General features: G+C 72.5%; 22 protein-coding genes. 9 read left to right on the top strand and 13 right to left on the bottom strand.

What is annotated here, in order from left to right; all coding sequences use genetic code 11:
- Positions 1-453, bottom strand: a 453-nt coding sequence (locus VFZ92_RS39305) for a DUF899 family protein (protein ID WP_330882672.1), incomplete at its 3' end; no start/stop codon positions are given.
- Between the two features lie 128 nt (positions 454-581).
- Here VFZ92_RS39305 and VFZ92_RS39300 point away from each other — a divergent pair.
- On the top strand, positions 582-947 hold the full coding sequence (locus tag VFZ92_RS39300) for a DUF427 domain-containing protein (protein WP_330882670.1): 366 nt from the start codon (positions 582-584) through the stop codon (positions 945-947).
- Here VFZ92_RS39300 and VFZ92_RS39295 read toward each other — a convergent pair.
- Positions 914-1426 carry a GNAT family N-acetyltransferase gene (locus VFZ92_RS39295; protein WP_330882668.1) on the bottom strand — a complete coding sequence of 171 codons (513 nt, stop codon included), beginning with the start codon at positions 1424-1426 and terminating at the stop codon, positions 914-916. The genes VFZ92_RS39300 and VFZ92_RS39295 overlap by 34 nt on opposite strands.
- Entirely contained in the window at positions 1423-1836 is a 414-nt protein-coding gene (locus tag VFZ92_RS39290) for a DUF3224 domain-containing protein (protein ID WP_330882665.1), read from the bottom strand. Before VFZ92_RS39290 ends, VFZ92_RS39295 begins: the two co-directional genes overlap by 4 nt.
- A 62-nt stretch (positions 1837-1898) precedes the next feature.
- Between VFZ92_RS39290 and VFZ92_RS39285 the strand changes: the two genes are divergently transcribed.
- Positions 1899-2876: a YafY family protein gene (locus tag VFZ92_RS39285; RefSeq protein ID WP_330882663.1), complete on the top strand. Its 978-nt coding sequence runs from the start codon at positions 1899-1901 to the stop codon at positions 2874-2876.
- Between the two features lie 143 nt (positions 2877-3019).
- Entirely contained in the window at positions 3020-3433 is a 414-nt protein-coding gene (locus VFZ92_RS39280) for an SsgA family sporulation/cell division regulator (RefSeq protein WP_330882661.1), read from the top strand.
- 37 nt (positions 3434-3470) lie between these two features.
- On the opposite strand, the gene VFZ92_RS39275 is transcribed toward VFZ92_RS39280, so the two are convergent.
- Both VFZ92_RS39275 and VFZ92_RS39270 read right to left on the bottom strand, forming a co-directional pair.
- Positions 3471-5252, bottom strand: a complete 1782-nt coding sequence (locus VFZ92_RS39275; RefSeq protein WP_330882659.1) for a substrate-binding domain-containing protein — start codon at positions 5250-5252, stop codon at positions 3471-3473.
- 167 nt (positions 5253-5419) lie between these two features.
- Positions 5420-6304: a 3-methyladenine DNA glycosylase gene (locus tag VFZ92_RS39270; RefSeq protein ID WP_330882657.1), complete on the bottom strand. Its 885-nt coding sequence runs from the start codon at positions 6302-6304 to the stop codon at positions 5420-5422.
- Positions 6305-6361: 57 nt separating this feature from the next.
- On the opposite strand from VFZ92_RS39270, the gene VFZ92_RS39265 reads away from it, so the two are divergent.
- Positions 6362-6940 (top strand): sugar O-acetyltransferase, encoded by a 579-nt coding sequence (locus tag VFZ92_RS39265; RefSeq protein ID WP_330882655.1) that lies wholly within the window; start codon positions 6362-6364, stop codon positions 6938-6940.
- 262 nt (positions 6941-7202) lie between these two features.
- Here the strand turns inward: VFZ92_RS39265 and VFZ92_RS39260 are convergent, their stop codons facing one another.
- Together VFZ92_RS39260 and VFZ92_RS39255 are read right to left on the bottom strand one after the other, a co-directional pair.
- Positions 7203-7424 (bottom strand): hypothetical protein, encoded by a 222-nt coding sequence (locus VFZ92_RS39260; RefSeq protein WP_330882652.1) that lies wholly within the window; start codon positions 7422-7424, stop codon positions 7203-7205.
- 9 nt (positions 7425-7433) lie between these two features.
- Positions 7434-8351, bottom strand: a complete 918-nt coding sequence (locus tag VFZ92_RS39255) for an ArsR/SmtB family transcription factor (RefSeq protein ID WP_330882650.1) — start codon at positions 8349-8351, stop codon at positions 7434-7436.
- Positions 8352-8408: 57 nt separating this feature from the next.
- Here VFZ92_RS39255 and VFZ92_RS39250 point away from each other — a divergent pair, with 57 nt between their 5' ends.
- Positions 8409-9620, top strand: a complete 1212-nt coding sequence (locus VFZ92_RS39250) for an MFS transporter (RefSeq protein WP_330882648.1) — start codon at positions 8409-8411, stop codon at positions 9618-9620.
- A 1-nt stretch (position 9621) separates the two neighbouring features.
- Here VFZ92_RS39250 and VFZ92_RS39245 read toward each other — a convergent pair whose 3' ends face one another.
- The 4 genes from VFZ92_RS39245 to VFZ92_RS39230 all read right to left on the bottom strand — a co-directional run bounded on the left by VFZ92_RS39245 (position 9622) and on the right by VFZ92_RS39230 (position 14394).
- Positions 9622-10659 (bottom strand): hemolysin family protein, encoded by a 1038-nt coding sequence (locus tag VFZ92_RS39245; RefSeq protein ID WP_330882646.1) that lies wholly within the window; start codon positions 10657-10659, stop codon positions 9622-9624.
- A complete protein-coding gene (locus tag VFZ92_RS39240) occupies positions 10656-11990 on the bottom strand; it encodes a hemolysin family protein (RefSeq protein ID WP_330882644.1) in 1335 nt (444 codons plus the stop codon). Before VFZ92_RS39240 ends, VFZ92_RS39245 begins: the two co-directional genes overlap by 4 nt.
- A 164-nt stretch (positions 11991-12154) precedes the next feature.
- A complete protein-coding gene (locus tag VFZ92_RS39235) occupies positions 12155-13195 on the bottom strand; it encodes a LacI family DNA-binding transcriptional regulator (RefSeq protein WP_330882642.1) in 1041 nt (346 codons plus the stop codon).
- Positions 13196-13347: 152 nt separating this feature from the next.
- On the bottom strand, positions 13348-14394 hold the full coding sequence (locus VFZ92_RS39230; RefSeq protein ID WP_330882640.1) for a serine hydrolase: 1047 nt from the start codon (positions 14392-14394) through the stop codon (positions 13348-13350).
- 86 nt (positions 14395-14480) lie between these two features.
- On the opposite strand from VFZ92_RS39230, the gene VFZ92_RS39225 reads away from it, so the two are divergent.
- The gene (locus VFZ92_RS39225; RefSeq protein WP_330882638.1) at positions 14481-15188 is read left to right on the top strand and encodes an SDR family oxidoreductase; all 708 of its coding nucleotides are present in this window, start codon (positions 14481-14483) and stop codon (positions 15186-15188) included.
- A gap of 4 nt (positions 15189-15192) precedes the next feature.
- Here VFZ92_RS39225 and VFZ92_RS39220 read toward each other — a convergent pair whose 3' ends face one another.
- The gene (locus VFZ92_RS39220; RefSeq protein ID WP_330882636.1) at positions 15193-15636 is read right to left on the bottom strand and encodes a cupin domain-containing protein; all 444 of its coding nucleotides are present in this window, start codon (positions 15634-15636) and stop codon (positions 15193-15195) included.
- Positions 15633-17150, bottom strand: a complete 1518-nt coding sequence (locus VFZ92_RS39215) for a GGDEF domain-containing protein (protein WP_330882634.1) — start codon at positions 17148-17150, stop codon at positions 15633-15635. Before VFZ92_RS39215 ends, VFZ92_RS39220 begins: the two co-directional genes overlap by 4 nt.
- Positions 17151-17347: 197 nt before the next feature.
- Here VFZ92_RS39215 and ruvC point away from each other — a divergent pair, with 197 nt between their 5' ends.
- From ruvC to ruvB, 3 genes are read left to right on the top strand one after another with little or no spacing between them, the layout of a single operon-like run.
- Positions 17348-17923, top strand: coding sequence for a crossover junction endodeoxyribonuclease RuvC (ruvC, locus tag VFZ92_RS39210; RefSeq protein WP_330882632.1), 576 nt, complete (start codon positions 17348-17350; stop codon positions 17921-17923).
- The gene (ruvA, locus tag VFZ92_RS39205; RefSeq protein WP_330882630.1) at positions 17920-18510 is read left to right on the top strand and encodes a Holliday junction branch migration protein RuvA; all 591 of its coding nucleotides are present in this window, start codon (positions 17920-17922) and stop codon (positions 18508-18510) included. Before ruvC ends, ruvA begins: the two co-directional genes overlap by 4 nt.
- A gap of 34 nt (positions 18511-18544) precedes the next feature.
- On the top strand, positions 18545-19570 hold the full coding sequence (gene ruvB / locus VFZ92_RS39200) for a Holliday junction branch migration DNA helicase RuvB (RefSeq protein WP_330882628.1): 1026 nt from the start codon (positions 18545-18547) through the stop codon (positions 19568-19570).
- Positions 19571-19648: the final 78 nt, after the last annotated feature.

Here is a 19648-nt window from a genome sequence, read left to right as displayed (position 1 = left end):
GAACCCGCCGTCCACCCCGCAGTCGCGGGCGAACGTGGTGCCGTGCGACGACACGAACGGCAGCGTCCAGCCCATCCGCTCCTTGTACGCCTCGATCTGCGCCAGCGGCATGGTCGACGCGTTCGTCCACGTCACCCCGCTGTCGGCCAGCATCCCCAGTCCGGTCGCGGGCACGTTCGCGGTGAACCAGGTGCAGCCGCCGCAGAACGCGTCCGGGCCGAGGTCCATGAACTGGTAGACCGCGAGCTGCCGCCGACCCTCGAACAGGTCGAGCAGCGTCTTCGGACCGTCTGGTGTGTCGAACGGGTAGTCGCCCGCGAACTCCACCATCGGCAGCCGCCTGCGCCGCGCGGCGAGCGCGTCCTGCGCGCGGGTAAGCTCCTTCTCCGCCACGAGCAGCTCGTCGCGGGCCTTCTGCCACTCCTGCTGGGAGACGATCTCCGGTTCGCCCATGCCGCCGATTGTGGACCGGAGCACCGACAAAAATCTGTCGTGCCTGGTGGGCGGGGGTGGAAATGATCCGAGCCCGGGCGGGGTTGACCTCGACAGGAGCACGACGACGGCGAAAGGCAGCACCAGCCATGGCACGCGCAGTCAAGACCCCCGGCCCCGACCACCCCATCACCGTGACGCCGTCGACGGAGCACGTCGTGGTGCGCGCGGGAGACCGGGTCGTCGCCGACACGACCAGGTCGCTCACGCTCCAGGAGTCGACCTACCCGGCCGTGCACTACATCCCGATCGAGGACGTCGACCAGTCCGTGATCGAGCGCACCGACACCAGCACGTACTGCCCGTACAAGGGCGACGCGTCGTACTACTCGATCACCGGCGAGCAGGCGCTGACCGACGTCATCTGGACCTACGACGAGCCGTACCCGGCGGTGGAGGAGATCGCCGGGCACGTGGCGTTCTACCCGAACAAGGTGTCGATCTCGGTCGAGTAGACCACCAGGCCTTCCGGCCCCACGCCCTGCTCGACGAACCCGGCCCTGCGCGCCACCGCCCGCGAGGCGCCGTTGCGGGCGTCGGCCTCCAGCCGAACCCGCACGGAGCCCCGCTCGGTGGCGAGCCACGTCGTCAGCAGCCGCAGGCCCTCCGCGGTGAGGCCGCGACCGCGGTGGGCGGGCGCGGTCCAGTAGCCGACCACGGGGGTCGGGCCGTCGAACCGCACCACGCCCATGCTCCCGACGAGCGTGCCGTCCGGCAGCGCCAACGCGCACGGCGCGCCCTCGCCGGTCGTCCACTGGTGGTCGCTGTAGGCCGTCACGAACCCCACGGCGTACTCGCGCTCGTACGGCGTCGGGATGGTGGTCCACCGCTGGATCTCGGGGTCCTGGCAGGCCTCGAACACCGCCTCGGCGTCCTCGGCCCGCCAGCGCCGCAGCACGACGCGCTCGCCGACGGCGAGGAGGTCTCCTGTCATGCGGACAGAACGTAGTCCACGGTGTAGGCGCCCGCCTTGCCCTCCTCCCAGGTGATCCCGCCGCTGCCGCTGAGGCCCTCCAGCTCGCCGGTGCCCGATTCCGGGACGACGGTGAACCCGCCCGCCACGTACCCGTCCTTGAACCGGCCGATGTGCTGGAGCACGAACGTGCCGCTGCGGCCGTCGAGCGTGCCGGTCACCAGTTCGTGGCCGATGGTGTAGCAGTTGTCGTCGTCGACGTAGGTCATGACGAACCGCGTCTCGCCCGTGGCCTCCAGCGCTCCGCGGTAGGCGCAGACCATGGTGCCCGCGGTCTGCTTGGCGCCGGAGACCTCGTCGTGGGCCTTGCCGTCCCAGGTCTTCTCGTCCCAGCTCTTCATGTCGATGCTGCCTGCCGCGTGTGTGGTCATGCCGGAGATCCTGCCCCCGGTACCTGACACCGCCCGTCAGGTACCGGGGGAAACTTGGACGCATGCGCGCGAGCCGTCTGCTGTCCCTGCTCCTCCTGCTCCAGTCGCGCGGGCGGATGACCGCCCAGGAGCTGGCCGACGAGCTGGAGGTGTCGGTCCGGACGGTCTACCGCGACGTCGAGGCGCTCGGCGCGGCGGGCGTGCCCGTGTACGCCGACCGGGGTCCGGCGGGCGGGTACCGGCTGGTCGACGGCTACCGCACCAGGCTGACCGGTCTGACCACGGAGGAGGCCGAGTCGCTGTTCCTCGCCGGGCTGCCCGGTCCCGCCGCCGAACTGGGGCTGGGCACGGTGGTCGCGGCGGCGCGGCTCAAGCTCCAGGCCGCGCTCCCGCCGGAGCTGCGGTCACGGGCCGGGCGCGTCCGCGAGCGCTTCCACCTGGACATCCCCGGCTGGTTCCGGCACGCCGACGAGACGCCGAACCTGACGGCCGTCGCCGACGCCGTGTGGCACCAGCGCAGGCTCGACATCCGGTACCGGCGGTGGGGCGGGCAGGCGGTCGAGGTGCGCCGGACCGTGGACCCGCTCGGCCTCGTGCTCAAGGCGGGCGTCTGGTACCTCGTGGCGCGCTCCGACGGCGACCTGCGCACCTACCGCGTCGCGCGGGTGCTGGAGCTCGCCACGACCGACGACCACTTCGAGCGGCCTGCCGACTTCGACCTGACGGCGTTCTGGGAGGCCTGGTCGGATCGGTTCGAGCAGCGCATGTACGGGGTGCGCGTCACGGTCCGGCTGTCACCGGAGGGCGTTCGGCGCGCCGGGTACCTGCTCGGCCTCGTCGCCGCCCGCGCGCTGCGCGACTCCGACGCCGAACCGGACGCGGACGGGTGGACGACGGTGGAGCTGCCGACCGAGTCGCTCGACCACGCCGAACCCGATCTCCTCAGGCTGGGGCCGCACGCGGAGGTCGTCGGGCCGCCCGAACTCCGGGAGCGGATGGCGGCCGCGGTGGCGGCCATGGCGGCGGTGTACCCGCCATAACGCGGTAATGATTCGCTGGTCCGTCACCCAGCGAACAACCGCTCGCCCGTTCGTGGAAAAAGCGTGCACACTTCGGTGATTCCGGGGTCCTCTCACCCTTTCTAGGGGTGTCGGCCGTCACGTTCGGTACTTATCGTTGAAGTATGAACAAGAAGATCGTGATCACCGTCGCCACCACGTTCGAACTGCTCACGCCCGGAGCTCCACCCGCTCCCATAGAGGCCGAACTGCGCTACGACCCGGATGATCCGTACGCCGTCGCCATCAGCTTCCACACCGGCCAGGGCGAGGTGGAGTGGATGTTCGGCCGTGAATTGCTGGCCGACGGGCTCATCACCCGGACCGGCGAGGGCGACATCGCCGTGCGACCCGCCCCCGAGGACCCCGAGCGGATGCTCGTGGAGCTGGACGCGCCCACCGGGTTCGCCGTCCTCGCCGGCCGGTCCGAGGACATCGCCGAGTTCCTCGACCTCTCCTACGACGTCGTGTCGTCCGGTGAGGAGGAGCTCTGGATCGACTTCGACCGCGAACTCGCGAAGCTCGCCATCCCGCGCTGAACCGAGCGCGGGAGCCGGACGCCCCGAGGCGCTCCGGCTAGCCCACCGACATGATCTGCGCCAGCGCCGCGTCGATCGCCCTGCCGTCCTCCGCCACGGAGAAGGTGCCACCGGTCGACTGGGTGATCCGGGTCAGCGGATCGCGTTCCGGGGCCGACCCCATGGCGATGACGCTGATGGGGATGTCGCGGTCGGCGCGCTTCAGCTCGTCCAGCCTGGTGCGCAGCTCGTCGAAGCTCAGACCGCCGTCGTTGGGGCCGTCCGTGAGCACCACGATGCTGTTGCGCTTGCCCTCCTGGTAGTTCTTCTGCACGTCCTCGTACAGCGCGAGCAGGCTCGTGTAGAGCTGCGTCGCGCTCAACGGCTTCAGACCGGCCACCCCGTCGAGCAGCGCCTGCCGCTGCTCCAGGACAGGCCCGGTCGGCACGAGCTGCCGGTACGGGCGTTCGCCGTCGACCTGCCGGGAGAACTCCCACAGCCCGACCGAACCGGACAGCGAGCGGTTCACCTGGCCGGACAGCGCGGCCTTGAGCCACTCCATCCGGCTCTTCCCGTCACCGCCGGGCTCCTCCATCGACTTCGACGAGTCGACCAGCAGCGTCACGACCTGGCCGTTGTCGGCCGTCGCCCACGCCGCCGAGATCTGCTGCGCGGTGGTCGCGTCCGCGGGCGCCAAGCCCTCGGTCATCGTCGCCCAGCGCACGCCGGGTGACGGTTTCGGCCGTTCCGTCGAGGACGGCACCCGCAGACCGGACGCCGCCAGGATCTTCTGCTGGTCCGCGCCCGTCAGGAACTCGCGGAACGCCTGCGCGGCCCGCACCTGAGCCTCGCCGACCCAGTCGCCCGACAGCGCCACGAACGGGAAGTCCGCGACCGGCGTCGGACCACCGGGGGTCACGCCGAACAGCGGCTTCAACGGGGGCGTGCCGGTGTCCTTGCCCGTGTTGTGCCGGTAGAGGTCGACCTCGAACACGGGGACCGCGCTGAAGCCGGGACCGTTGACGGTGGGTTCGTCGGCCAGCAGCGACATGGCCTCCCACGTGGTCGAGGGGGTCTGCGCGGGCTTCGCCGCCACCAGGCTCGCCATCGTGTTCTTCACCGGGTCCAGGCCCAGCATGTCGGTGGTGACCGGGCCCTTGCCCTCGGGGCTCGCGCCCGCCAGCGCCGACTGGATCGCCATCGCGGTGGCCGCGTTGATCGTCGGGTCGGGCATGGCGACCTTGAACGGACCCCACGCCGCCTGGCCGAAGCGCTCCCAGCCGCCGGGCGCGGACATGACGCCCGGCAGGTCGGTCCAGCGGAAGCCCGCCGCCGTCTGCACGGCCGCCGCGCCCTCCTCGGGCAGGGCGAGCACCACGGGGCTCGCGGCGATCGACTGCGGGGCCGCGCCGAGCAGCGCGTGGTTCTGCGCGCCGAGCCGGTTCGCCCACAGCATCGAGTCGGTGATCCACGCGTGCGGGCGGGTGCCGAGCTTGCCCTCGTCCCAGCCCTGCGTGAGGCCCTCCAGCACGACCTCGGAGTCGATCGACTGCACCTCGACCCGGATGCAGTGGTCGTAGACCACCGGCCGGGTCGCGCTCCAGGCCTTCGCGACGTCGCGCACCGCGTCGGCCGCGCTCGGCGTCGACGCGATCCTCAGCGCCGCCTCGCCCTCGGCGCAGTCGCCCGCCTCGGCGGCCGCACGGCGCTCGATCACACCACCGAGCCAGCTCCAGCCGAGCACACCGAGGACGATCAGCGCGACGAGGCCGACGACCGCGACGGGCCACCCTGCCACGCCGCGCCGCACCCGTGTGCGCAGCGTGCGATGTCGAGACATCGACTTCCCCTTCAGCGTCTTCCCGCGGCTCGTGACACGAACGCGTTCGGTACCCGGATTGACGGCTCCGACGACACCTGTACCGGCAGCGGTCACGCTAACAGGTGAAGACTGAGGGCCGGGTTAAGTAATTGAGGCTGACTTGGCCGGATTCTTACCCGATTGGGTTAGTTTCTGAGTGCAGAAGTGTGACTCAATGTCACGGACAGCTCCAGCAATGCGGCTCTCAGCGGCGTTGCCCTCGCGCTGAACGACGCCTGCTGCCGCACGTACTCCGCGCGCCCCTCGGGCGTCTCGATCGCCACCGGCTCGTAGCCCAGCGGGGCCAGGTCGTACGGGCTCGCGCGCATGTCCAGCTCGCGCACCTCGACCGCGAGCGCGAAGCAGTCCGCGACCAGCTCCGACGGCGTCGCGGGGTCCAGCTTGTACGCCCACTTGAACAGGTCCATCGACACGTGCAGGCAGCCCGGCTGGTCGAACTCGACCTGCGTCTCCCTGGTCGGCTGGAGCGTGTTGTGGGGGCGCGCGTCCGGCGTGAAGAAGCGGAACGCGTCGAAGTGCCCGCACTGCACGCGGCTCGCGTCCACGACCGCGTCCGTCCCCGCCGACCCCAGCCGCAGCGGCCACGCGTTGTGCCGCACCTGCTCGGGCCGCTGCCGGTAGACCATCGCCCACTCGTGCAGCCCGAAGCAGCCCAGCCGGGGCGCGCGCCGAGCCGTCGCCCCCAGCAGCCGCCGGACGAAGTCGACGGTCGCCCGCCGCGACTCGGCGAACCGCTCCACGTCCAGCGCCACGCCGTCGGCGGTCTCCACGTACGCGGGCCACCGCAGGTACTCGCGCGCCGCCGCGCCCTCCAGCACGACGCCGGGACCGGGGTGCCAGCGCTCCAGCCGCGACGGCCGGTGCGAGTAGTAGCTGAACAGGAAGTCGAGCACGGGGTGCTTCTCGCCGGTCGCCTTCCGCTCGTGGTGCGGACCCGTCCAGCGCAGCACGCGCGCCCGGTGCTCGGCACGGCGCGCCGTCCACTCGGCCTCGGTCAGCACCAACTCCATGGCGGCAGCTTATTCGTGCCGCGCGGCGACCACGGCCGGGGTTTGTACGGTCGTCCCATGACGCCGGACACCCGATCCATGCGCGAGCGGATGCTCGCCGGAGACCTGTACATCGCCGACGACCCGGAACTGGAGGAGCTCTCCGCCGTCTCCGGCGACTTCCAGGACGCCTACAACGCGACCGGGTCCCGCGAGCACTCCGAACGCTTCCGGCTGCTCACCGAGTGGCTGGGCGCGGTCGGCGAGGGCACCGTCATCCGCCCGCCGTTCCGCGTCGACTACGGCAGGTTCACCACCATCGGGGCCCGCACGTTCGCCAACTTCGGCCTGGTCGCCCTCGACGTCGCCCCGATCACGATCGGCGACGACGTGCAGATGGGACCGAACGTGCAACTGCTCACCCCGACCCACCCGGTCGACCCGGAACCGCGCCGGGCGAAGTGGGAGGCGGCCAAGCCGATCGTCATCGGGGACAACGTGTGGCTCGGTGGTGGGGCGATCGTGCTCGCCGGGGTGACCGTCGGGGAGAACACCGTGGTCGGCGCGGGAGCCGTGGTGACGCGCGACCTGCCCGCGAACGTGGTCGCGGTCGGCAGCCCGGCGCGGGTGGTGCGGGAGGTCTGGTCCGCGCCCTGAGGGGCCTGTGGTCGGCGAGGACCGGTCGGTCGTCGCCGACGACAGGCGCGGGGTGGGGCCGCGGGCGCGTCCGCGGCGCCACCGCTCCGGTGGCCGGGTTGTCGTTGTGCACGGTCCTGCTCCAGGGAGTCGTGCTGGGAGCTACCGGTCGTGATCGTTTCCGTGTCCGTTCCGGTCGTCGGGACGAGTGCTGGGGACCGTGACGTGTCGGGGTCGACGGGGCCTCCTTCCCGCTGGGTCGCCGTTGCGCTCCTGGGGCCGGTCATGGCCTCAAGCCCTCGATGACCCGTCGCCACCAGGGCTTGCGGTCCGGCGCGGTGGCCTCGTCGACGGCCGGACCGGCCTCGTCCTCCGCTCGCGGTGCGGGGACCTCGACGATCGGGAACCCGCGCCGGGGGAACCGCGCCGCGGGCGCCTCGCTGCGCGACCGGTCCGCCTTGAGCCGCTGTTCGAGCCTCAGCAGCCGGTTCCACTCGGCCACCAACAGGGCGGCCTAGTCCCCGCCCTGCACCAGCGCCAAGCCCAGTGCCGTGCGCAGCGACACGACCTCCCGCCCCTCCCTGCGGCTGACCGCGAGCCCGGTTTCCCGCAGCACCCCGAGGTGCTGCGACACCGCCCCGACCGTCACGCCGAGGCGTTCGGCGAGTTCGGACACGGTGCTCGGCCGCTCCAGCTCGTGCAGCAGGCGGGCGCGGGTGGCGCCGAGCAGGCGGGTGAGGGCGGGGCGGGCCGGGGGAGCGGGTCTGGTCCACAGGGTGCCGAAGCCGGTGGCCGGGTAGCAGAGGGCGAGGCGGACGGGGCTGTCGCGGAGGTAGACGTCGGGCCAGATGAACGCCGACGGGACGAGGACCAGGTCGCGGGTGCCCAGTTCGGTGATCGTGCCCGCTACCTCGACGGCGGTCGGGTGCCAGGTGACGGTGTCGTGCAGTTCGCCCAGCACGGTGGGGCCGCCGTGCTCGGTCAGCCTGCGGCCGCGGCGCTCCACGTCGCCCTGGAGAACGCCCTCCAGCCTCGGCCAGAGCGGCTCGATGATCGCGTCGTGGACGGCGCGGACGCGGTCGCGCAGGGCGGTCAGCGCCTCGGTCGGGTCGTCGAGCAGGGGACGGGCGTGGGGGTCGGCGCCGACGGCCGCGGTGATGCGCTCGGGGGTGGCGCGGAACAGGGCGTCGACCTCGGTGTCGATGCCCGTGGAGCGCAGGCCCGGCGTGGGGATGAGGAACTCCGGGACGACCGGGCCTCGGGTGGCCAGGCGGTGCAGGAGGCGGAACCACGGGTCGTCCGGGAGGGTGCCCAGGCGCGACTCGGCCCACGTGGTCCAGCGCTGGTGGACGGGAGCGCACTCCGGAGCGGCCAGGACGCGGAGCCCGGCGATGGTTTCCCACAGGGGTGAGACCGCGAAGCGGAGGGCCATCGCTTTAGCTCAGCCTAAAACGTTCGACTTGGCCAGTGATCACGCCAAGGTGGACGCATGGGGACTGGGTGGGGGCGGTTGCAGGCGGTCGCGGTCAGCGGGTCGACGGGGGAGGGGCTGCTGCTGACGGCGCTGCCCCTCATGGCGGTCGCGATCACGACCGACCCGCGGCAGGTGGCGCTGGTGAACGTGGTGGGGCAGCTCCCGTGGCTGCTGTTCTCGCTGGCGGCGGGGGTGCTGATCGACCGGTTCCGGCGGACGTCGGTGCTCGCGTCGGCGTTCGCCGTGCAGGCCGTGGCGGCGGCCGTGCTCGCCGTCGCGGCGTCGACCGGCGCGCTGAACCTGCCGCTGCTGCTGGTCGTCTCGTTCGTCGTCGTCAGCTCGCAGGTGCTCGGCGACGGCGCCAGCGGCGCGCTGGTGCCGGACGTCGTCGGCCCGGACCGGCTGGCCGCCGCGAACGCCCGGATGATCGTCATCGACCGCGGGGTCGTGCAGTTCCTGGTGCCGCCCGTGACCGGCTTCCTGCTGGCGTTCGCGGCCGGGCTGCCCGCGTGGCTCGCCTGCGCTGCTGCCCTGGTGGCGCTGCTGCTGACCCGCGGCCTCGCCGTCCCGCACGTGCCGAGCCCGCCGGGACACCCGCTGCGCGACATCAGGACCGGGCTCGCGTTCCTCGTCGGCAGCCCGCTGCTGCGCACCATCACGGTCACCGTCGCGCTCGGCTCGTTCGCCGCCAGCGCGACCATGCCGATGTTCGTGCTCTACGCGACGCAGATCCTGCACGTCGGCTCGTTCGGCTACGGCGTGCTGCTGGCGTGCCTGGCCGTCGGGTGGATCGCGGTGTCGTTCGTGGTGCACCCGCTGGTCACCCGACTCGGCTACGCCTGGTCCATGCGGCTCGCGACGCTGGGCGCCGCGGCCCTGATCCTGCTCATCGCGGTGGAGCCACCGGTGTTCGCGCTGGTCGCGGGCACGCTGGTGCTCCTGTCGTCCACGACGCTGGTGTGGAACGTGTGCTCGCAGTCGAGCAGGCAGCGGTTCACGCCCACACCGCTGCTCGGCCGGGTGCTCACCAGCCACCGCGCGCTGGCCTGGGGGCTGACGCCGCTCGGCGCGCTCGCCGGCGGCTTCGTGGCGGCGTCGTGGGGCCTGCGCTGGGTGTGGGTGATGGCCTCGGCCGTCCACCTGCTGTCCGCGGTGCTGATGTGGAGGACCGTGTCCCCCGAGGGGTTCGCCGCGGAGGAGGCCCGATTCGCCGCTCGGGCCTCCTGACTCACAGCTCGCGGCTCACGTGCGTGCCGTCGCGGACCGTGCCGACGTACTCCTCGACCAGGTCCTCCATCGCCACGACGCCGCACAGCGCGCCGTCGGTGTCGACGGCCCGCGCCAGGTGCGACTGCGCCCGCCGCAGCGCGGCCAGCGCCTCGTCCAGGTGGGCGTCCACGGGCAGGTCCGGCAGACCGCGGATGCGGGTGCGCGGCACGGGCGTGCCCGGATCCGCGCCCGCGAGGTCCAGCACGTCCTTGACGTGCAGGTAGCCCAGCAGCCTGCCGTTGTCGCCGCGCACCGGGAACCGGGAGAACCCGGTCTGCGCCACGGCCGACTCGACCTCGCCGACCGTCGGGTTCGACGACAGCGTGGTCAGCCGGTCGAGCGGCACGAGCACGTCCGCCACGGTCCGCTCGGCCGAGGACAGCGTCTGCGCGAGCCGCCGGTGCTCGGAGTCCTCCAGCAGGCCCTCCTCGCGGGACTGGGCGATCAGCATCGCCAGCTCGTCCGGCGTGTACGCCGTGTCCAGCTCGTCCTTCGGCGTGACGCCCATCAGCTTCAGCACGGCCGTCGACACGACGGTGAACATCCGCAGCACCGGACCGACGAGCTTGCAGAACCCGTAGTGCACCGGCACCAGCCAGATCGCCAGCCGCTCCGGGTTCGCGATGGCCAGGTTCTTCGGCACCATCTCGCCGAGGATCGTGTGCAGCGCCACCACGATGATCAGCGCGATGGCGAACGAGACCCCGTGCCGCACCGCCGCCGGAACGCCGATGGCGTGGAACGGCGACTCCAGGACGGACGCCACGGCGGGCTCGCCGATCGCGCCGAGCCCCAGCGAGCACAGCGTGATGCCCAGCTGCGCGCCCGCGATCATCAGCGGCAGCTCCCGGCCCGCCTTGATCGCCGTGCGGGCCCGGCTGCTGCCCCTCTCGGCCAACGCCTCCAGCCGGTCGCGGCGGGCGGTGATGATCGCGAACTCGGCGCCGACGAAGAAGCCGTTGCCCGCCAGGAACAGGAAGAGGACCAGGATGCTCACTGCGCCGCCACCTGTTCGGCGTCGGTGACCCTGGCCACCCGCAGCTCGGCCGTGCGGTGCCGGTCCATCCGCATCACGGTGATGCGCCAGCCGTCGACCCGTATCTCGTCGCCGACCTCGGGGATGCGGCCGAGCTTGGCCATGACCAGACCGGCCAGCGTCTCGTAGTCGCCCTCCGGCATCCGGAACCTGGTGGCCTCGGCGACCTCGTCGTCGCGCAACAACCCGGACACCATCCAGCTCCCCCTGCCCAGCGGGCGGACCGGCGCGGCCTCGCCCCGGTCGTGCTCGTCGCGGACGTCGCCGACGATCTCCTCGACCACGTCCTCCAGCGTCACCAGCCCGGCCGTGCCGCCGTACTCGTCGACGACCAGCGCGGTCTGCAACCCCGACGCGCGCAGCCGGTCCAGCAGCGCGTCGCCCTCCAGGGTCTCCGGCACGGTCTGCACCGGCCTGGTCAGCGCCGACACCGGCGTGGTCCCGCGCTGGTTCACCGGCACGCTGAACGCCTGCTTGACGTGCACCATGCCGCGCACCTCGTCCAGGTCGCCGTTGTGCACCGGGAACCGGGAGAAGCCGGTCTCGCGGGTCTTGGAGATCAGGTCGAGCACGGTCGCGTCGACCCGCAGCGCCTCGACCTGCACGCGCGGCGTCATCAGCTCGCCGGCGGTCCGGTCGCCGAAGCGCAGCGAGCGGTCCAGCAGCGTCGCCGTGCCCTGGTCGAGCGTGCCGTGCTCGGCGCTGGAGCGCACCAGCGCGCTCAGCTCCTCCGGCGACCGGGCGGACGCCAGCTCCTCGACCGGTTCGACGCCGAAGCGGCGCACGAGCCAGTTCGCGGCCAGGTTCATGCCGCTGATCAGCCAGCGGAACGTGCTGGAGAACGCCGACTGGTAGCCGACGACCGCGCGGGCGGTCTCCATCGGCTTCGCGATGGCGAGGTTCTTCGGCACGAGCTCGCCGAACACCATCGACACGGCGGTGGCGAGCGCCAGCGCGAAGGCCAGCGCCAGCGGGTCGGCCACCGACGACGGCACGCCGACCGCGGTCAGACCGGGTTCGACCAGTTCCGCGATGGCGGGTTCGGCGATGTAGCCGGTGATCAGGGTGGTGATGGTGATGGCCAACTGGGCGCCGGAGAGCTGGAAGGACAGCGACTTGTGCGCCTTCTGGAGCTTCAACGCCTTGGCGTCGCCCACGACGGCCGCGTGGTTGTCCACGGTGCTGCGTTCGAGGGCGGTCAACGAGAACTCGGCGGCGACCGCCGTGGCGGTCCCGAGGGTGAGAGCGACGACGGCCAGCAGGCCGAGGACGCTCAGGAGTGTTCCGATCACCTGTCGCCTCCGGCGGGCGACTGGATCGGGCTGGTGGGGCAGCCGGGTGTTCGACCCGGCTCAGTACTGAAGCCGGGTGACTGCGCGTCGCGCACGGAAGGGGTCACTCCTCGCTGGGTCTTGCCGGTGGAGAGCGGTTCGGTCCAGTTTAGAGGGTATGGCCCTCAGCGCAGGCCGGTTCCGGAGGGTGCTCGGGTGCTCGCCCTGAGCACCACCTCGCCCGCGACCTTGACCGTGCGCACCTCGTCGGTGCCCTCGTCCAGCACGAGCCGCGCCGCCCGCTCGCCCAGCTCCTCCAGCGGCAGCCGCACCGTGCTCAACCCCGGCACCAGGTCCCGCAGCGTGGGGATGTCGTCGAAGCCCGCCACCGACACGTCCTCCGGCACCCGCAGCCCGGCCTCGCGCAGCGCCGCCATCGCGCCGAGCGCCATCACGTCGTTGACGGCGAACACGCAGGTGGCGCCGGTCTTCGCGGCCAGCAGCTCGGTCGCGGCGGCGTGTCCGCCGTCCCTGGTGAACGCGCCGGTGACCACCGACGACGCGGGCAGGTCGATGCCGGCGTCGGCCAGCCCGGCCCTGAACCCGGCGAGCCGGTCGCGCGCCACGACCAGGTTCGGCGGCCCGGCCAGCACGGCGAACCGCTCGTGCCCGAGCGCGGTCAGCTCCCTCGCCAGCGCGCGGGCGCCCGCCCGGTTCGACGGCACGACGGTGTCCGCGGGGATGCGGGCCTGCGACACGCACGCCACCCGTCCGCCCTGCGCGGTGAACGCCTCCACCTCGGCGGCGAGCCTGGCCGTGGCGGCCCGGTCCGTGGTGCGGCTGCCCGCGATCACCACGGCGCGGGCCCGGTGCGCGCGCAGCGTGTAGAGCAGCTCGACCTCGCGCTCGGGGTCGCGGCCGGTCGTGCCGAGCACGACGACCAGCCCCGCCTCCTCGGCGACCCTGGTCACGCCCGCGGCGATGCTGGAGAAGTACGGGTCGGAGATGTCGTGCACGACGAGGCCCACGAGCACGCTGCTGTTGCGCGCGAGCGCCTGCGCGGCGGCGTTCGGCAGGTAGCCCAGTTCGCGGGCGGAACCGACCACCCGGTCCCGCAACTCGTCGCTGACCTGCCGCGTGCTGCCGTTGAGCACCCGCGACGCGGTCGCCAGCGACACCCCGGCGTGGTTCGCGACCTCCGCCAGCGTCACCTGCCTGGGAGTCAAACCGGTGCCTCCTCGTTAGCCTGCCGGGAGCCTAGTCGTCGAGGCTCCTGACACGGCACGGTGACACCTGGAGCGAACGGGTCGGTCGTCGACGGCGGCGACGACCGACCCTGTCCACTAGTTCAGGAGCGCGTTCCCCACCGGGAAATACCTCACGCTCCCGTCCACGGCCGGTACGCCTGCGAACGGCGGGGCCTCGGGGCGGGGCAGGTGATCTGCTGGACCGAGTCGAACAGCGTCCGGCCGATCGCCGTGCGCGCCCGCAGCGCCGGGTGCGTGGCGCCGTAGTCGTCGTGGTTGGCCGCGTTGTCGCCGCGGAACTGGCCGGACGCGAACAGCGCGTAGGTGATCACCGGCTTGCCCTCGGCGTCGAACACGATCCCCGCCTCGTTGCGGCCGTCCTCGAACCAGCCCGCCTTCGTCGCGACCTGGAGCCGCTCGGCCGACGACAGCTCCAGCCGGATGCCGTCGGTGAACGACGTCAGCGACCGCAGCACCGTCAGCAGGTGGGTCGTCGACGCGGGCGACAGCAGCTCCTCGTTGACGAGCTTCCGCAGCAGCGTGAACGTCTCGCGCGGCGTCGTGGTGCCCAGGAAGTACCGGTTCGGGTTGGCGACCGGCACGACCTGCGTGTGCGTGAAGCCCTTGCCCCGCAGGATCTGGTTGATCTCCAGCGCGGGCACGACCAGTCCGCACAGCCGCACGGCGGTGTTGTCCGAGACGGTCAGCAGCGCCGCCAGCGCGTGGCCGATGGTGACCGAGCTGGGGTAGGCGCCGTCCAGGCCGAAGATGCCGTCGGTGTCCTGGATGACGATGTCCGCCGTCACCTCGATGCGCTGGTCGAGCGTCAGCAGCCCGCGGTCCACCTTGTCCAGCACCGCGACCGCCACCGCGATCTTGTTGACGCTGTAGGCCTCCACGACGGTGTCCTGCCGCTCCTCCACGGCCGACCGCACGGACCCGTCCGGGTTCGTCACGCCGATGTAGGACGCCCACGTGCCGCGCGCCTTGCGGGTCTCCAGGCGGTACTTGCGGGCGATCTTGCGCCTCGCCACCTCGGCCGTGCGCGGGATGACGGCCTCCAGCTCCGGCTCGGTGTCGGTCTCGTCGACCTGCGCGGACGCCGACGCCTTCCCCAGGACCGCGGACGCCGCCGCGGCGGACCCCAGACCGAGCGCGAACCTGCGTGTGATGTTCATGGAAAAAACCCCCTGTTCGGACCAGTGGAGTGATCCAACCAGGTGTCGCTGTCGCCCCGCTGACGACTTTGGGTAGCGTTCCCGCCATGGGTGACCCGGTATTCGTGATCACCGGCGCGTCCCGCGGCATCGGCGCGGCGACCGCGGAGCTGGCGGCGGCGGCCGGGTACCGCCTGGTGCTGACCTCGCGGCACGCCGAGGAGCTCGTCAACGCGGGGATGCGGCTCGGCGGCCCCGACCGCGTCTGGGCGGCGTCGTGCGACGTGACCTCGTGGCACGAGCTGACCTTCCTGATGGGGCGCGTCGAGGAGGAGTGGGGCTCGATCGACGTCGTCTTCGCCAACGCGGGCACCAGCGTCGTCACGTCGTTCACCTCCGACGAGGGCGCGCCGCCCGCCGAGTGGGCGGACATGGTGCTCACCAACGTCTGCGGTCCCGCCTACACCGCCAAGGCCGCGATGCCCGCGCTGGTGCGCGGCCGGGGCCACCTCGTGCTGACCGGTTCGGCGGCGGGCCGGGGCGTCCGGCCGGGGAACCTGTACTCGGCCACGAAGTGGGCCGTCACCGGGCTGGCGCAGAACATCCGCGCCGAGTGCGCCGACACGGGCGTCCGCGTGACCGTGGTCCAGCCCGGCCTGACCGACACCGGCGGCATCCCGGCGTCGCGCGCCGCGGAACCGAAGCTGGACCCCGCCGACGTGGGCAGGGCGGTCCTGTACGCCGTGTCCCAGCCGCGGTCGGTGGACGTGAACGAGATCGTGGTCCGGCCCACCGGCCAGGGCCCGTACCGCTAGCCGGTCACGGGCGGAGCCGCCGCACCGCGTCGGCGTGCGACGGGTAGGCTGCGGCCAGGGCGTCCGCGTCGCCGAACTCCACCACGTCGTCGGTGTACGGCGGCACGACGACGGTCGTCACCAGGCTCCAGTCGCCGTCCGGCTCGCTCGCCTGCCACACCCCGGCGGGCACCACGACCTGAGGCCGCTGCCCCTCGGCCAGCGCCGGGCCCAGCACCGGTGCGGTCACCGAGCCGTCCGGGTGCAGCAGCAGCATCCGCAGCGGGGCGCCCGCGTGGTGGGCGTACACCTCGACGCTCGTCAACCGGTGCACGGCGGAGTGCTCGCCCGCGCGCAGCAGGTAGTAGATGGTCGACAGCTCCGCGCTGCGGTGACCCTGCGCGAAGTGGCCGCCCTCCACGGGCAGCGGGTCGAGGCCGAGCGCGGCGATGACGTCGTCGGCGGTCACGCGGGCTCCGGTGCGGGCAGGGAACCGTGGACGACGACCATGCCCTTGCCCAGCCGCTTCGCCGTGTACATGGCGGCGTCGGCCGAACCGAGCATGTCGTCCGCGGTGACGGTGGCGTCCTGGGTCGTGCGGTGGGCGATGCCCACGCTCGCGCGCACCTCGTGCTCGCGGCCCTGGGTCTGGTGCGGCGACCTGAGGGCGTCCAGGACGCGGTTGCCGATCTCCGACGGGTCCACCTCACCGCTCTCCACCAGCACGCCGAACTCGTCGCCGCCGAGCCGGGCGACGGTGTCCTCGTCGCGCACGCAGTGCTGGAGCCTGGTCGCCACGATCCGCAGCACGGCGTCGCCCTCGGCGTGGCCGAAGTTGTCGTTGACGTGCTTGAAGCCGTCGACGTCGATGAAGGCGAGCACGACGGGTTCGCCCCGGCGGAGCGCGGCGGTGAGGCGCTCGCGGAACAGCTCGCGGTTCGCGACGCCCGTCAGCGGGTCGTGGAAGGCCTGGTGCCGCAGCTGCTCCCGGCTCTCGTGCAGCTGGTCGAGCAGGCGGGCGTTGTCCATCAGGGTCACCAGCTGCCGCACGACGACCAGCAGCACGACGCCGAGGCCCGCGTAGATCTCCAGCGGGTTGAAGCGGACGCCGGTCGCGGTGCCGACGACGATGAACAGACCGGTGATCAGCATCGGCAGGTACGGCACGAGCAGGTGCAGCAGCTCGCCCGTCCCGAGCCCGCCCGTCCGCGCGTGCTTGCCCCTGGTGGGCGCGAGGGAGCTGAGCAGCAGCAGGACGGGGCACACCATGAACCCGACGTCGGCCAGCGGCGGGATGGCCTCGGCCCCGTGGCTGACCAGCCAGGCGAAGATCCAGCCGGACGCCGACTGCGCCAGGGCCGCGAGCGCGAGGAACAGCATCGGCGTCTGGCGGACCGGGCGGTGGGTCCACGACGTGACCAGCAGCGTCACCAGCAGCACCAGGTACGCCACCGGGTGCGCGACCACCGTGGCGAAACCGGGCCCGGACGTCGCCCACGCGCGGGCGATCGACTCCAGCGCCGACACCCACGTCAGCACGAACAGCGAGCCCACGACGATCAGGCCGTCCAGCACCACCACGAGCTTGCTGCGGTGGTTCGGCAGCGAGTCCGCCGCGCCGTGCGCCAGCGTCAGCACCGCGCCCAGCGCCAGCACCGGCGTGAGGATGAACCCCAGCGGCGCCAGCGTGGAGGACGGCAGCGAGACCCCGAGGAACAGCTGGCCCCAGATCCACGCGCACAGCCCGACGGCCAGGCTCCCGGTCGACGCGACCATCCACAGCCGCCAGCGGCGCTCGGTGCCCTGCTCGCGCGCCGCGGCCCGCCAGTAGACGACCAGCGCGGCGACGGTGGCGGCCAGCTGCGACGTCTTGTCCAGCGCGACGGACACCCGGTGGCCGAGGACACCGGACACCACGACGGCCACCAGGATCGCGAGCAGGGTGCAGAAGAGGGCCGTCCGGGCGCCGAACCGCTTCGGCATCTTCGGCCTCCCGCCTGCCGCGTTCGGGAAGGGTGGAGTGGATCAACGGACCGCGCCACTGTAGTCAGGTGGTGACTCACTGTCGACCGTCGGCCCTCCCGATGTCGCCGATCCGTGACTGTCGCGTGTCGTGGGGAGCCCGCCGGGGGTCACCCACTAAAGTTCGAACTGATGTTCGTCTCGGTGGAGGGACCCCAGTGCGCGTGTTCGGCGTCGACCCAGGCCTGACCCGGTGCGGGTTCGGCGTCGTCGACGGTGGTCCCGGCCGCGCGGTGCGGATCGTCGCCGTCGACGTGGTCCGCACGTCGGTGGACGCCGAGCTGGCGATCCGGCTGCTGCACCTCGCCGACGAGGTGGAGGTCTGGCTGGACCGCCACCGGCCCGAGGTGGTCGCGATCGAGCGGGTCTTCAGCCAGCACAACGTGCGCACCGCGATGGCCACGGCGCAGGCGGGCGGAGTGGTCGCGCTGGCGGCGGCGCGGCGCGGGCTGCCGGTCGCGTTCCACACGCCCAGCGAGGTGAAGGCCGCCGTGACGGGGTCGGGGCGCGCGGACAAGGCGCAGGTGACGACGATGGTCACCAAGCTGCTCGGCCTGGCCGAGGCGCCGAAGCCAGCGGACGCGGCGGACGCGCTCGCGCTGGCGATCTGCCACGTCTGGCGGGCGCCGATGCAGTCGCGGATGGCCCAGGCGCAGGCCAAGGCGGCCGAGATGGCCCGCACCCACAAGCTCAAGCTGGCCCAGGCCGCGAAAAACGGAGGTAGGACCAAGTGATTTCGTCGCTGCGTGGGCAGGTGCTGTCCATCGGGCTCGATCACGTGGTCGTCGAGGTCGGGGGAGTCGGGTTCGCCGTGCAGGCCACGCCCACGACGCTCGCCGGGCTGCGGCGCGGCGAGGAGGCGACGCTGTCGACCTCGCTGGTCGTGCGCGAGGACTCGCTGACCCTGTTCGGCTTCACCGACTCCGACTCGCGAGAGCTGTTCGGCCTGTTGCAGACCGTGTCCGGCATCGGGCCCCGGCTCGCGCTGGCCACGCTCGCGGTGCTGGAGCCGGACAAGCTGCGGGCCGCGCTGGCCGACGGCAACATCACCGTGCTCACCCAGGTCCCCGGCATCGGCCGCAAGGGCGCCGAGCGGCTGATCATCGAACTGCGCGACAAGGCGGGCCCGCTGCCCGCCGCCGACGGCGTGGCCGACGGCGCCCCTCGCGTGCGCGAGCAGGTGGTGGAAGCGCTGCTGGGCCTCGGTTTCCCGGTCAAGCAGGCCGAGGCGGCCGTCGACGCGGTCGTCGCCGAGGACTCCGCGCAGACCACCCCGACCGTGCTCCGCCGCTCGCTGGCCGCGCTGGGGCGCAAGAGGTGAACCGCGCCGACGTGCTCCTCCCGGCGGAGGCGCCATGAGCGCCGAATTCGACCCCGACGGTTCCGACGACACCCTCTCGCCGCTGGTCGTCCCGACCGAGCGGGACGTCGAGGGGACGCTGCGGCCCAAGGACCTGACCGAGTTCGTCGGCCAGCTCAAGGTCCGCGAGCAGCTCGAACTGGTGCTGCACGGCGCGATGCGCCGCGGCTCCCCGCCGGACCACGTGCTGCTGTCCGGCCCGCCCGGCCTCGGCAAGACCAGCCTCGCGATGATCATCGCGGCCGAGCTGGGCGCGTCGCTGCGGATCACCTCGGGGCCCGCGCTGGAACGGGCGGGCGACCTGGCCGCGATGCTGTCGAACCTGGTCGAGGGCGACGTGCTGTTCATCGACGAGATCCACCGCATCGCCCGCCCCGCCGAGGAGATGCTGTACCTGGCGATGGAGGACTTCCGGGTCGACGTCGTCGTCGGCAAGGGGCCGGGCGCGACCAGCATCCCGCTGGACATCGCGCCGTTCACGCTGGTCGGCGCCACCACCCGGTCGGGCTCGCTGACCGGCCCGCTGCGCGACCGGTTCGGCTTCACCGGGCACATGGAGTTCTACACCGCCGCCGAGCTGGACCACATCGTCCGGCGCTCGGCGAAGATCCTCGGCGTCGACCTGCGGGAGGACGGCGCGCTGGAGATCGCGGGCCGGTCCCGCGGCACGCCCCGGATCGCGAACCGGCTGCTGCGCCGGGTCCGCGACTTCGCCGAGGTGCGGGCCGACGGCGTGGTGGACCTCCAGGTCGCCCGCGACGCGCTGGCCGTCTACGACGTGGACGAGCTGGGGCTCGACCGGCTGGACCGGGCCGTGCTCGGCGCCCTGGTCCGCTCGTTCGGCGGCGGGCCGGTCGGCGTCGCGACGCTCGCGGTCGCGGTCGGCGAGGAGGTGACCACGGTGGAGGAGGTGTGCGAGCCCTACCTGGTCAGAGCCGGCATGCTGGCACGTACGCCCAGAGGACGCGTGGCCACCGACGCCGCCTGGTTGCACCTGGGATTGCAGCCACCCACGGCCTGACGGGTGAACGGGTTCGATGACCTGGCACAATCGCCGGTGGCACCCAGAAAAATCGGACGTTCCGGACACCATGCGGCC

It is taken from the genome of Umezawaea sp., assembly GCF_036375055.1.
Taxonomy (GTDB): domain Bacteria; phylum Actinomycetota; class Actinomycetes; order Mycobacteriales; family Pseudonocardiaceae; genus Umezawaea.
The sequence above is the reverse complement of the archived record's forward strand: the minus strand, read 5'-3'. Positions and strand labels throughout refer to the sequence as shown.